The sequence below is a fragment of the Desulfotignum balticum DSM 7044 genome (assembly GCF_000421285.1).
Taxonomy (GTDB): domain Bacteria; phylum Desulfobacterota; class Desulfobacteria; order Desulfobacterales; family Desulfobacteraceae; genus Desulfotignum; species Desulfotignum balticum.
This window is the reverse complement of record NZ_ATWO01000001.1, coordinates 2454215-2467808: the sequence shown is the minus strand read 5'-3', so window position 1 is coordinate 2467808 and position 13594 is coordinate 2454215. Positions and strand designations below refer to the sequence as shown.

Genomic DNA, 13594 nt, shown 5'->3' with positions numbered 1-13594 from the left:
GATGAAATGAAAAAAATTGATAAAATTCTGGTTTGTGTGGATTTCTCCCAATATACCCGGATGGCGCTTGAATCTGCTGTGGCCATTTCCAGAAGTACCCAGGCACAAATAGTGGTGTTCAATGTCGTCAACCAGCGGGATGTAAACAGTGTGCGAATGGTGAGTCAGTATTATCCGGACCGGCTGGATGTGGAAACCTATGTACAGGATTTGAAAAAAGAGCGCCTTGAAAAACTGACGCAGCTCATCGACAGCCAGTTTTCGGATGACAAGCAAAGAATGACATTGAACATCGATGTGGGATATCCATGGGAAAGTATTATCCAGGCCGCCAAAACCCATGGCGCCGATCTCATTGTCATGGCCAACAAGGGCCGGGGCAATCTGTCCCGGGTGCTGTTCGGCAGTACGGCGGAAAAGGTGTTCCGGCATTCTCCCGTGCCCGTGGTCAGTGTCAGGGATCCGGACACGTTTAAGGGAAGAGAATAATGGATAAAAAAGGCCTTGAAGAAGATATCCGGGCCAGACGCGTCAAGCGCAATATTCTGACCTATATGATTGTCATTCCCCTGATCCCGCTTTTTCTGGCCGTGGGCATCAGCTTCTATTATTTTACCACGGCACTGGAAAACAGTTCCACCCACAGCCTGAAACGCATTGTAGGGGACCATCGGGACATGATTGAATCGTTTCTTCTGGAACGGAAATCAGACCTTGAACTGGTAACCAATCTGTTTGATTTTGAATCCATCAGCCGCAACCAGGTCATCGACGACATGTTTGAGATCCTGAAGATAAAATCCGGTGCGTTCATCGATCTGGGACTGTTCGATTCCCGGGGGCTTCATGTCAGATACTCGGGCCAGTACCAGTTGACCGGAAAATTATACAAAGATGAGTTCTGGTTCCGGGAGGTCATGGAAAAAGGGCGGTACATCAGTGATGTGTTTCTGGGATATCGGAATGTGCCCCATTTCATCATTGCCGTGAAAAAAGGGGAGGGGGAAGATGCCTGGATTCTCCGGGCCACTATTGACACCCTGTTTTTCGACCGGCTGGTTTCCGGTGTGCGGATCGGCAGGTCCGGGGAAGCCTATATTTTGAATAACAACGGCATCGCCCAGACCGGACGGCGGTCCGGCGGTGTCAATGTCATGGAAGAAGATCCGGAGTTTTCAGCGTTTCCATCGTCAGACAGTATCATTCATACCTTTCTCAAATCAGATCCCCAGGGAACCAAATATCTGTATGCCACCACCTGGCTCAAGGATCTGGAATGGCTACTGGTGGTGAGGCAGGAAAAAAAGGATGCGTTCCGTTTTTTTTACTATGCCCTGTATGCCAGCCTGGTGATCGTGGTGCTGGGCATTGCCATCATTGTGGGCATGTCCGTTTTTATGACGGAAAAACTGTTCACGCGTATCGAACAGCTGGGCCGGGATAAAAAAGACCTGGGCAATCAGTTGATCCGGGCCACCCAGCTGGCGGAGGTGGGGGAAATGGCGGCCGGGTTTGCCCATGAGATCAACAACCCGCTTCAGATCATCAAAAGTGAACATGCCCTGATGGCCTCCATTTTCGAGGACCTGTCCGAAAACAAAAAAATAGACCCCAAAGATGAGGAGATCCTGGAATTGGAGGATTCGTTGTCCCAGATCGCGCTGCAGGTATCCAGGTGCTCGGATATCACCCGGGCGATTCTCAAATTCGGGCGTAAGAATGAAACAAGGGTCCAGCTGTTGTATCCGGGTGAACAGATTCCGGAAATTCTCAAGATGATCGAACAGCGGGCCAGTGTGGAAGGCATTGCCGTGTTTCAAAACATTCCGGAAGATTTGCCCGGATTCATGGGCGATGCGTCTCAGTTTCAGCAGGTAATGCTCAATTTGTTCAACAATGCCATTGACGCGATCATGGAACGGCATCCGGATGCCGGAGGCCGGCTGGATATCCAGGCATTTTTAAAGAATGAAAAATGGATCGAAATCCGGGTCACGGATAACGGCGCCGGAATTCATCCGGAACATATTGAAAAAGTATTTTCTCCGTTTTTTACCACAAAGCCGGTGGGAAAAGGCACTGGCCTTGGATTGTCCGTGTGTTACGGCATTATCGAAAGTTTTTCCGGCACCATGGATGTGACCAGCCGGGTGAATGACGGCACCACCTTTATCATCACCCTGCCCATGGCGGAATCGGAGAAACAGGATGACTGAGGCGGTTTTTTTGCGCCGGAAGGAAGGATGATTTGGAAAACATGACACTGATGCTGGTGGATGATGAGGAACGGTATCTTTTAACCACGGCCAAATTGCTGGGAAAAAAAGGAATCGATGTCATCACGGCCCAAAGCGGGGAACAGGCCCTGGAACTGCTGAAAACCCACGATGTACATGTGGTGATTCTGGATATCAAGATGCCGGGGATGGACGGATTCAAAACCCTTAGGGCCATAAAAACTCTGTGTCCGCCGGTGGAGGTGATTTTTCTCACGGGCCATGCCACCATGGATTCGGCCATCGAAGGCCTTCAGTTCGGGGCGTTTGATTACGTGATGAAGCCGGCGGATATCGATGACATTGTGACCAAGGCATATGAGGCGTTTGAAAAAAGACAGCGGCTCGATGAAAAGATCAGGGGGCTGACATCCGGCAAAGAGATGGATGCCCCTGACGATAAACAATAATGAGTGGAATCTCAAACCGATGCAATGGAGGGGGGTACATGAAAAAAGAAAAAAAAGTGACGGGATATGACAAATATATCAACTGGAAGGTGTTCATCTTTCCGGTCCTGGCATTGGCGGTTCTGCTGCTGATTCCCACCCCGAACGGGATGAGGGATGTGGGCACCCAGTACCAGGTGGGTCCCAAAGCCGTGGTGAACCATCTCACCAGAGAGCTGTTTGAAGTGGACAGTGTGGATGCGGCCCAGTGGCAGCTGCTTGCCGCCCGGATCATGGAAGCCAACATGCAGATGGGGGCGTTGAAAAAAGGGCGCTATCTGGCCCGGGATCTGAAATGGTGCAAAAAAAACAAGATCGATGCAGACCCGAAGAATTTTGAACTTGCGTTTAATTTCATCAAAAACCAGGTGGATGAAGACCGGTTCCTGTCAGTCATGAACAGTGCCCTGGACTTAAGAAAACAGGGATTGAAATACGAAGAACTGACCGGCAAAGACAAGTCTGCCGCGGACAAAGGGGCCTGGCATATCCAGGTGGCCATTGCCGTGGGCGCGTTTGTGGTCTTATGTTTTCTGACCGAATGTATCCCGCTGCCGGCCGTGGCGTTCTGCATCGGCCTGCTGTATGTGTTCACGGGAGTGCTGTCCCGGGAGGCAGTGGCCATGCTGTACTGGAGCGATGCCTGCTGGTTTATCATGGGCAGCCTGATGTTTGCGGCCGCATTCGTCAAAACCGGGGTGGACAAGCGGGTGTGCCTGGCCATGTTCAAAAAACTGGCCGTGCCCAACACCAAGTGGATCACCCTGATCTTTTTTATTATCATCGCACCGCTGGCATCTTTTATTTCCGACCATGCCCTGGCCGCCATGTTTCTGCCCATCGGCATGCTCTTGTATCAGAACAGCCTCACCGACGAGGTGCCCGAGGACAAGGAGCTGGCCAAACTGCTGATGATTTCCATTGCCATGGCCTGTAACATCGGCGGTCCCGGCGCCCCTTCCGGCGGGGCCAGAAACGTGATTATGATGACTTATCTCACCGACATGTTCGGCATTGATATCGGGTATTTTCAATGGGTCACCTACTGCTTTCCCTTTGTGCTGGTCATGATTCCGGTCACCTGGTTCATCACCAACCTTCGGTTCCGGCCGAAAATCATTTCCCTGGCCCCGGCCATGGATCATCTCAGAACCGAAATCGATAAAATGGGCGGGTGGAACCGGCAGCAGATCTGGGCCCTGGTGATTTTTGTCATCATGGTGTTCGGGTGGTTCACGGAAAAATCATTCTACCAGATGGGGATCGTGCCCATCCGGCTGGGCATCGGTGTGATCGCCGTGGCCGGTGCCATCGCATACATCATCGCCGGGGTGGTCAACTGGCGGGATTACCAGGAAAAGGTGGACTGGGGCGTGGTCTGGCTGTACGCCGGCGCCATTATCTTCGGCCGGACCCTGGACAGCACCGGGGCTGCCTACTGGCTGGCCCGGTCCGTGATCGATTTTCTGTCCCAGTTCGGCATGGAATCCGGCCTGCCCCTGCTCATGATCAGCAACGGCCTGACATCCGTGCTCACCAACCTGATGGCCGACGGCCCGGCTGCCGCGTCCGTGGGGCCCATCGCCCTGAATATGGCAGGCATGGTGCATCCGGGATCCACATATCTGCCGTTCATGGCCATGGCCACGGCAGTGGCATCCTCGTTTGCCTACTGCCTGATCATCGGGACCCCGCCCAATGCCATTGTGTATGCCAGCGGATATCTGGAGCCCAAAGATTACCTGCGGGTGGGGATCCCCATGTTTTTTATCGCCAATGTGGTACTGCTGCTGTTTACCGGTATTTACTGGAGTTTCAGGGGATTCGGCACACTGCCCGGATTCTGATTCAGATATTGAAAGGAGAAAAACACCATGGAAAACAGATTGAAATCAAATCGGAAAAAATCTGCCATGTTCAAGGATGGCAAACTGTTTTTCACCAAAGAGCTTGAACGCCGGATCTTTTTTGTCATGACGCTGATCATGCTGGCATCCGGTGTTGTGGTGAAGTTTTTATAGTGAGGGTGAGCAGAAAAATCATGGATTTTCGGATCACAATGAAGTGGAGGGCCCTGTGATGATACCTGCTGTGTTAAAAGCCGGCCGGTTTTATGCCTATGCATTGATCCAGCTGCTGATCGAACCGGGTCTGTTTTTCAAGGAATTAAAGGAAAAAACACGCCCGCGCCGGGCCGTGGAGTTCATGGTGATCTGCTGCCTGTTCTATACCCTGGCAAGTCTGCTGACCGGGGCGTATTCCCAGCCGGTCCGGATCATGACACCCATCTTTTTCATCAACGCAGCCGGTATGATTCTGGTTTCATCTGTTCTGGGATATATGGCCATGGTCATGGTCGCCGGGAAAAAAGCACCCTTTGCCATTGTGTTCAGCATTTACGCGTTTTCATCCGGGGTGACACTCTTTTTGTCCTGGCTGCCGTTTCTGGTCTGGATCACGGAACCGTGGAAATGGTGGCTCATATGCACCGGTCTGAAACATACGTGTCATCTGTCATGGAAAAAATCCATCGTGATTGTGGCACTTTCCACAATCGTGCTGTTTTTTCTGGTGTATTCAGCCCATCTGGCATTTGTGAAAAATTAAATATAAATCGAGGAGAACATTCAATGACCGAGCAGATAAAAGTATTGATGGTGGATGATGAAAAACGGTTCAGGGAAACCACCCGCAAAATTCTGGAGAAAAAGGGATTTGACGTCATTCTGGCGGAAAATGGCGAGCAGGCCCTGGAAAAACTGGAGCAACAACCGGATGTGGTGGTCCTGGATATCAAGATGCCCGGGATGGACGGGCATGAAACATTGAACCGGATTAAAAAAATCAAGGCAAACCTGCCAGTGATCATGCTCACCGGACATGGGGCCAGACCCTCGGCCAGGGATGCTCTGGTGGAAGGGGCGTTTGATTACCTGAACAAACCCTGTGACATCGGCCTTCTGGCCGCAAAAATCAAAGAGGCCTGTCACTTGAGCGACAAACTGCCGGCCCATAAGGAGCGGCGGGTGACCGCAGTGATGATTCCCATCACCGAGTATACCAAGATCTCTGAAACCAAGACCATCCAGGATGCGATTCTGGAACTTAAATCATCCTTTGAAACCAAAATGGCCACGGACCATTTAATGGAAACCGGTCACCGGTCCATTCTCATCGTGGACAAATATGATCAGATCAAAGGGATTCTGACCATCCGGGATCTGCTGGAGATGCTCATGCCCCGGTATCTGTCTGCGCCTAAGCCGTTTTTAGCCGACAGTATCGAATATTCTCCCATGTTCTGGACCGGGATGTTCACCCAGGGAATCAAGGAGATAAAAAAGAAACAGATCACGGAAGCCATGTCCCCGCTGCCGGCTTTTATCGACGGCAATGCCAATCTCATGGAGGCGGCGTACATGATGCTCCATGAAAACGAACGCCGTTTGCTGGTGACAGTGGCGGGAAAGATCGTGGGTATCATCCGGGAACAGGATCTGTTTTTTGAAATGGAAAAGATATTGAAAAGCTGAACCGGCTGTTTCAACAGCCTAAAATTTTATCATAAAAAAAAGACGGTGCGTAGCGCGGAATTCCCTCTGCGCACCGTCTTTTTTGCCGCCATGTCAGCGGGTCATTTTTTTTTGTCTTTGGATGGATACAGGTCAAATACCGAATGGGGGGATTCGATAATTTTCTGGACATTTTCCTGCATTTCCTCTTTGACGTGTTCATCTTTTTTCTGCCAGGCACATTCGATTTTGCTTACCAGATCATCGATTTCGCAGGGTTTGGTCAGGTAGTCATACGCCCCCAGCCGGACCGCCTCCAGTGCCGTGTCAATGGAGCCATGCCCCGTCAGGATCAGGGTCTGGGTGAACAGGTCCAGTTTCTTGATCTCCTTGAGTGTGGCAATGCCGTCCATGCCCGGCATTTTCAGGTCCAGCACCACCACGTCAAAATCATCTTTTTCCAGCTCCTGGACCGCCGCATCTCCGCTGTTCACGGCCGTGACCTGATACCCCCGGTTCACCAGCAGTCTGGACATATTGGTGGTAAAAACAATTTCATCATCGACCAGTAAGATTTTGCTTCCTTTCATAACAGCCTCCTTCCGGATGGGTTTATCCGGTTATATTGATGGGTCTGATGTTTTGTCAGGGCCGGACGGACCGGATTCCCTGGTTTCTTTTTCCGATAGTGTCAGGGGCAGAAAAATGATAAATTCCGTGCCTTCCCCGGGTTCGCTTTTGACGGTGATATTGCCTTTGAGTTGCCGGATAATACTGTAGCAGATGGAAAGCCCTAAACCCGTGCCTTTTCCCACGGGCTTGGTGGTAAAAAACGGATCAAAAATGCGGTCCATATGTTTTGGATCAATACCGTTCCCGGTGTCGGCAATGGAAAGAAAAATGCCGCCGGCATCGGCATCATATCGGGTACTGATGCGGATGGACCCGTAAGGTTTTCCTTCATGGGCATCCACGGCATTGGTGATCAGATTTAAAAACACCTGCTGCAGCTGGGAGGAATCCGACTGAATGGCGGGCAGGTCGGGATCCAGATCGGTGAGCAGCCGGATTCCGCTGGTTTTGGTCTCCCGTTCCATCAGGTCCACCACCTCGGCAACGAACCGGTTCAGGTCGACGGATTCGATCATGGACCGGGTCCGCCTGGAAAACCGCAGCAGATTGTGGGTGATGCGTTTGCACCGCTGGGACTGCAGGGCAATCTGATCCATGGACGACAAAAACTGGTTTTTGAATGCCTGATCTTCCATCATTGTCTGCTGAAACTGGTCTAAAAGCAGCTGGCGTTCGGTCATGATAATGGCCACCGGGTTATTGATTTCATGGGCCACACCCGCGGACAGCTCCCCGATGGAGGCCAGTTTGCTGGCCTGCATGAGCTGGTTGTTCAACCGGGCCGCATGGTCATCGCGTTTCCGGATGATCCCGACCATATAACGGGTGATGAATATGGCGGCCACCAGAATGCTCAGAGCGCTTAAGTGCAGAAAGATGAGATTGACAAACCGGGCCCGGTCCATCTCTTCAAAGGTTTCGGAACGGGCCTGTTTGACCACCAGCATCCATTCCGGATGGGTCAGCCAGAACCTGCCCACCACCTGGCCGGAGAACCGGGAGGATCTGTTTTTTTTGAATACATCAACGGAGACCGGATCCTTGAATGGATCGACGGCCACATCAGCCTGGTCCATGATGGATCCGCCGAATCTCGGAGTGGTCTGATAAACCCCCCGGGTATTGACCAGATAGACCTCTCCGGTTTCACCGACGCGCATATTTTCCACCAGGGTGCGGAATACCCGGGTATTGATGGTGGCCCTTAAAATCCACTGGTCTTCTTCTTCCCGGCGGAGCACGGCAATGATGAAATGCGGTTCCTGACGGAAACCCATGAACATGTCACTGATATACAGTCCTTTTTGCATCACCTGTTTGAACCAGTCTTCATGAAAATACACCTTGTCCAGCAGGTCATAGGGGCCGATATAGGCCAGGTGATTGCCCCGTTGATCAATGACGCCTAAATCCATGATGTAAGGCTGTTCCCGGTTCATGTTTTCAAAGATGGTCATGAGACTGCCCGGCTTTTGCAGGTCTTTCTTTGAATGGGTATCCGCCACCAGACGAAGCTTGGTGCTCTGTTCTTTGAGAAACTGTTCGATGAACCGGCCGTGATTGGCGACCTGTTCCTCAAAGGTCCTGACAATACGGGTTTGGGCAAAATAGGTGTAATGGATATTTAACCCCCATCCCACCAGCAGGAGGGGTACAATGGAGCAGACAACGGTGAGCAGGGTGAACCGCCGGAAAAGATACCGGTAGGAATTCTTTTCCGGTGGGTTCAACGAGGTGTCCGGGGTTATGGTATTGGTATCATGGCCGTTCATTGGTTTTTTCCTGTATTGACAGTGTCGTGTTGCAAGTTACGGTTTTTATGCGGCTACCACTCCAGATAATCAAAAAACGTGCCAGATGAGGCATGATTTGTGGGTATATCTAACCAATTGTAATTATTAATTATATGATCTGATGCAAACGCGAAGGTCCTCGCTGGGGTGAAGATGGTCTTTGAATGTCAATTTTGCGTGGACACCCGGTGGACAGGGATTGTTTCAGTCAGGCGGAATGTTTCCCATGGGCGTATTCAACGTAACCGTAAAACAGCTTCCACTGCCCGGGATGCTCTCAAGGGTGATATCCCCGTTGTAAAGCGCTGCAATTTTTTTGATGATGGAAAGTCCGAGTCCGGAACCGGCAATGCGGTCGGTATGGGGGGTTCGGATGCGGACAAATTCTTTGAAAAGGCGGTCGGCATCCTGGGATGAAATACCGATGCCGGTATCAGATACCTGAATGGAAACAAAGTGTTGGGTAACAGACAGGGTGACAGTTACCCGGCCGTTGTCAACATTGTATTTTACGGCATTGGATACCAGGTTGTTTAAAATGGTTTCCATCTCCCACGGGTCGGCAAAGACGCAGATGGGCCCATCGCTGCAAATTTCCATGGTAATGCCGCGTTCCTCAGCCGGCCCGGTCATGTTTTCCACAGCCAGTGCCGCGGTTTTTAGCAGATCCACCCAAATCATTTGTCTGGGTTTCTGTCCGGATTCCAGCCGGGTGACATCCAGCAGGTCCAGGATCAGTTTACGCATGCCCTTGACCCGTTCCAGGCTGCGGTCAGCCAGCTGCCGGATCAGACCGGCATCCACCGCCGGATCCGCCGTGCGCACAATATCAAGATATTGCTGAATCGCAGCCAGGGGGGCCTTGAGCTCATGGGCCAGAACAGAGATGAATTCAAACCGTATTCTGCGCTTTTCCCGGGCCAGTTTTTCAGACTGACGGCAGAGCAGCAAATGCTTGGTGGCGCGATAAATCGTGGCCTTGAGTTCTTCGGGTGTAAACGGTTTTGCCAGAAAATCATAGGCCCCCCTACGGGTCGCGGCAACGGCATTTTCCAGGGTGGCATAGGCGGTGATCATGATTGTCAGCATATCCAGAGACGGATCACTAAGATAGTTGAGGATATCCAGGCCCGATATTCCCGGCAGCTTATGGTCCAGCAGCAGCAGGTCTGGAGCAGAATCATCCAGGATCTCCATGGCTTTTTCACCCGTGTCCACATAGACAATACCATAACCCACCGTCAGATCAACTTCGGGCACGTGTATGGTATACTCTTTCAGAACCCGAACAACCGCAGCGCCCAGGGCCGGTTCGTCATCCACGACAAGCAGGTGTAACGTTTCCATTGGTTTTTCTCCAAAATCCGTGTAACAGGGTTATTTGTCACTGCCGGGCCGTGCGGGGCAGCGCAATGGTCATGGTGGTGCCGGTGGGACCGGCTGACCGGTCCGTATTGGACTTTATCTGAATGTCTCCCCGGTGCATTTTAACAATGCCGTAGCTTACAGCCAGACCCAGACCGGTGCCTTTTCCGAACGGTTTGGTGGTAAAAAAGGGATCAAAAACCCTGGCGTGATTTTCAGCCGGGATGCCGATGCCGGTATCGGTGACACTGAAAATGACCCGGCCCGGGTCTTCACGGATGGACAGGGTCAGAACACCTCCGTCAGGCATGGCTTCAACCGCGTTGGTAATCAGGTTCACCAGTACCTGGGTCATCTGGTCGGCATCTATTTCCACAATGGGGTCAGTGATCTCAGATTGGTATGCAATGCGGATGTTTCCGGGGGTGGGTGTGGTCTTCAGACACCGCTGCACCAGTTCATCGATATTTACCGGCTGGTACATCACCTTGTTCTGCCGGGCAAAATTGAGCAGACCGGCCACGATTTTCCTGCAGCGCTCCGTCTGTTCGGCAATGGTTTTCAGGTCCTGCCGCATGGCGGAATCTTTTGGACACTCATCATGCAGGATATGGGTATACATCAGAACCACCCCAAGGGGATTGTTGATCTCATGGGCAATGGCTGCCGAAAGCTGACCCATGCTGGCCAGTTTTTCAGACTGAATCAGGGCGGCCTGGACCCCGGCCAGTTCCTGTCTGGACTGATTCAGCTCAGACAGGGCGTTGCGCAATTGTTCTATGGTATAGGGCAGACACATTTCCGGTTCAGCCAGACCCATGACCACTGCCTCTGCATGGTCCCGGCAGGTGTCATATCCGCAGGCGCCACAGTTGAGTTCGTCTGTGGGCCTGGTTTTGCCCATGCCGTGCAGTGCGGTGGTGATATCCGCAGCTGACGGCAGGATCGCGGTATTTTTCTGGCAGGCAAACCGCCGGGATAAAGAAAGATCTTTAAACCGGTTCATCCATTTTTTTGCCTCTTGGTGAGCCCCGGCATGGGCCCGAGATCGCACATACCGGCTGACCATGGACCGCCGGCTGAACAGCGGCAGAAGGTTCTGGATCCCCGGGCCCATGATACAGCCGCTGCAGCACAGGATTTCCAGCATGCGTGCATCCAGAGCCCCAGACTCCATTTCCTTGACTGCTTCGACAAAATCAGCCCGGCCGTCGGCAGCCACCACTTCTCCAGCCATCAGGTCTTCGTTTATGTCCGCAGCCTGAAGGATTCCCCTGGTAATGGGAAACAATGCCCCTAGAAAGGCCCGGGGAGCATCAAAATCACTTTTCTCGGCGGTTTGGGGGGTAATGCCGGCTTGATCCAGCATTTTCTGCAGCTCAATAAAGGTGAGCACGCCGTTGATTTCTCCGGGATTGTCCGGGTCCTGTTCCGCTTTTTTGGCGATACAGGGGCCGATAAACACCAGTTTCCGGCCGGGTCCGTAAATGTGCTGCAGGACCCTGGCCTGGGCCAGCATGGGGGATACCACCGGTGCAAGCCGGTCCTTCAGACCCGGATGAAACAGTTCCACAAATGCGACCAGGGCCGGGCAGGTGGTGGCGATAAACTTGCGCTGCGGAAAATCGGCCATCAGTTTTTTGTATGCGGCGGCCACCAGATCGGCACCAAATCCGACCTCGTGAACGGTATCAAAACCAAGTGCCCGGATCATCCCCACCAGAATTTGATGGGGGATGTCACTGAAAGCCGCCGGAAAGCTTGGCGCCAGCATGGCGGATACCGGCTGGTTGAAGGCCAGAAGCTGCCGGACCTCATCCATTGAATCATACACCTGCTTGGCGCCCTGGCTGCAGACCCGGAAACAGTTGCCGCATCCGATGCAGCGCTCCACCAGAACCTCGGCCTGGCCGGATGAAATACGTATGGCCCTGGCCGGACATTCACGGACACAGGTATAACAGGCCCGGCATTTTTCCTGAATGGTAGTGACCAGAGGGTGGTGATTGTGTACGCGCATGATGGATCATCTCCGTTCAAAAGGATTGTTTTGCCCGTGTCCGGGCCGGTGCAGGGCCTGCCATGTCCAGGCCAGCTGCCCGGCGGACGGCCCGCCCCCCAGAAATCTTCGGTCCATCCAGCCGGCACCGAAACACAGCAGCCAGGTTCCCAGAAAATTGACCACCGCATAATAATGCAGGGCCATCCCCGGGATACCGAAACTGACACCGGCGCTCCAGATGGTTCCCAGTATCCCGCCGGCAAGCATTCCCCGGCTGCCTGCGGTGTTACTGAACATGCCCAGCAGAAAAATGGCCAGCAGGGGACTGCCGAACCCGTTGATGATTTTATTGGCGATTTCAAAGACGGTCCCCATGTGTGAAACGCCCATGGCTGCCACAGTGGCAACCAAGCCGAAAAACAGGCTCAGGCGCCGGTTGATGCCCGATGATTGCAAAGATGCGCGGCCGGGATGGAACCGGCGGTAAAAATCGGTGACAAACGCGGCACAGCAGGCATTGATACCTGAATCCACACTGGACATGGTAGCGGCTGCCAACCCTGTCACCACCAGACCGGTGGCACCGGCGGGAAGGGAAGTGATAAACAGAACAAACCATGCCATGGGCGGGTTGGCCGCTATGGGAGCAGCAGATGTGTGGACAACATGGCTGTACATGGCAAATCCCAGCAAGGCCAGCAGGATCAGGGAAAAAATCGATGCCGCGTAGCTCAGGTGAAATGCGATCCGGGCCGTGGAAAGGCTTCTGGCGGTAAAGTACCGCTGGACCATGACCTGGTCGACCCCGTACCGGGACATGAAGGCCACAAAGGTGCCGATCCATGCACTCCACAAGGTGATCCGGATGCGGGGATCCAGAGAAAAAATGCCCGGATCAAAAGGATGAAACGGTTTCATCAGGTCCCCGGCCATCCCGGTTTCGATCATACCGGCAAAACCTCCTGAAAACCGGGCCGCCGACAGATACAGGATGATCAGCAAACCACCCACCAGGACAATGAACTGAAACACATCCGTCCACATGGCGGCACGGATGCCGCCGGCAGCTGTATAGGCGGTCACGGCCGTGCCGGTCACGAAAATGATCCCGTAGAGGTTCAGGCCGGTGAGCAGCGCCAGCACTTTGGACGGCACATACAGGGCCGTGGCCATCCAGAAGATACGCCAGAGAATGAACAGGCCGGAAGCCAGGGTGCGGACCCTGACATCAAACCGGTTTTCCAGGTATTCATAGGCGCTGCAAATCCCCAGTTGATGATAAAAGGGCATGACGATGCCGATCACCGGAAAGGCCGCAAAAATAAATACCGGCACGCTCAGGGCCACATACAGTCCGTGACCGAATACCTCGGTGGAAAAAGCGGTGTAATTGATGCCGCTGAACGCTGTCAGGGTAATGGACAGCCCGATGGGCAGCCAGTGCATGGACCGGTTGGCCAGAAAAAAATCGCTGTCCGTATCCCGGTGCCGGAAAGATGCCACGCCCACGCATACGATCACGGCAAAATAGGCAGCCATTATCAGGATATCCAGCGGTTTCATG

The 13594-nt window shown here is 52.9% G+C and carries 12 protein-coding genes; 7 read left to right on the top strand and 5 right to left on the bottom strand.

Going from position 1 to position 13594, the window contains the following annotated elements; genetic code table 11:
• The first annotated feature begins 6 nt into the window (after positions 1 to 6).
• The 7 genes from K365_RS0112335 to K365_RS0112305 are packed head-to-tail and all read left to right on the top strand — an operon-like array spanning position 7 to position 6258.
• The gene (locus K365_RS0112335) at positions 7 to 489 is read left to right on the top strand and encodes a universal stress protein (protein WP_024334799.1); all 483 of its coding nucleotides are present in this window, start codon (positions 7 to 9) and stop codon (positions 487 to 489) included.
• Positions 489 to 2216 carry a sensor histidine kinase gene (locus K365_RS0112330; protein WP_024334798.1) on the top strand — a complete coding sequence of 576 codons (1728 nt, stop codon included), beginning with the start codon at positions 489 to 491 and terminating at the stop codon, positions 2214 to 2216. Before K365_RS0112335 ends, K365_RS0112330 begins: the two co-directional genes overlap by 1 nt.
• Before the next feature lie 41 nt (positions 2217 to 2257).
• The gene (locus K365_RS0112325; protein WP_337833250.1) at positions 2258 to 2686 is read left to right on the top strand and encodes a response regulator; all 429 of its coding nucleotides are present in this window, start codon (positions 2258 to 2260) and stop codon (positions 2684 to 2686) included.
• 38 nt (positions 2687 to 2724) lie between these two features.
• Positions 2725 to 4572 (top strand): SLC13 family permease, encoded by a 1848-nt coding sequence (locus K365_RS0112320; protein WP_024334796.1) that lies wholly within the window; start codon positions 2725 to 2727, stop codon positions 4570 to 4572.
• 27 nt (positions 4573 to 4599) lie between these two features.
• The gene (locus tag K365_RS28270) at positions 4600 to 4746 is read left to right on the top strand and encodes a hypothetical protein (protein ID WP_169432948.1); all 147 of its coding nucleotides are present in this window, start codon (positions 4600 to 4602) and stop codon (positions 4744 to 4746) included.
• A gap of 58 nt (positions 4747 to 4804) precedes the next feature.
• The gene (locus tag K365_RS0112310) at positions 4805 to 5332 is read left to right on the top strand and encodes a YIP1 family protein (RefSeq protein ID WP_024334795.1); all 528 of its coding nucleotides are present in this window, start codon (positions 4805 to 4807) and stop codon (positions 5330 to 5332) included.
• A gap of 23 nt (positions 5333 to 5355) precedes the next feature.
• Positions 5356 to 6258: a response regulator gene (locus K365_RS0112305; protein WP_024334794.1), complete on the top strand. Its 903-nt coding sequence runs from the start codon at positions 5356 to 5358 to the stop codon at positions 6256 to 6258.
• A gap of 101 nt (positions 6259 to 6359) precedes the next feature.
• Here K365_RS0112305 and K365_RS0112300 read toward each other — a convergent pair whose 3' ends face one another.
• The 5 genes from K365_RS0112300 to K365_RS0112280 form a co-directional block, all read right to left on the bottom strand.
• A complete protein-coding gene (locus tag K365_RS0112300) occupies positions 6360 to 6827 on the bottom strand; it encodes a response regulator (protein ID WP_024334793.1) in 468 nt (155 codons plus the stop codon).
• Between the two features lie 30 nt (positions 6828 to 6857).
• Positions 6858 to 8642 (bottom strand): sensor histidine kinase, encoded by a 1785-nt coding sequence (locus K365_RS0112295; RefSeq protein WP_024334792.1) that lies wholly within the window; start codon positions 8640 to 8642, stop codon positions 6858 to 6860.
• Positions 8643 to 8867: 225 nt separating this feature from the next.
• Complete coding sequence (locus K365_RS0112290; protein ID WP_024334791.1) at positions 8868 to 10010, bottom strand: hybrid sensor histidine kinase/response regulator; 1143 nt, start codon at positions 10008 to 10010, stop codon at positions 8868 to 8870.
• A gap of 37 nt (positions 10011 to 10047) precedes the next feature.
• Positions 10048 to 12048: a [Fe-Fe] hydrogenase large subunit C-terminal domain-containing protein gene (locus K365_RS0112285; RefSeq protein WP_024334790.1), complete on the bottom strand. Its 2001-nt coding sequence runs from the start codon at positions 12046 to 12048 to the stop codon at positions 10048 to 10050.
• Positions 12049 to 12054: 6 nt separating this feature from the next.
• On the bottom strand, positions 12055 to 13593 hold the full coding sequence (locus tag K365_RS0112280) for a sodium:solute symporter family transporter (RefSeq protein WP_024334789.1): 1539 nt from the start codon (positions 13591 to 13593) through the stop codon (positions 12055 to 12057).
• Position 13594: the final 1 nt, after the last annotated feature.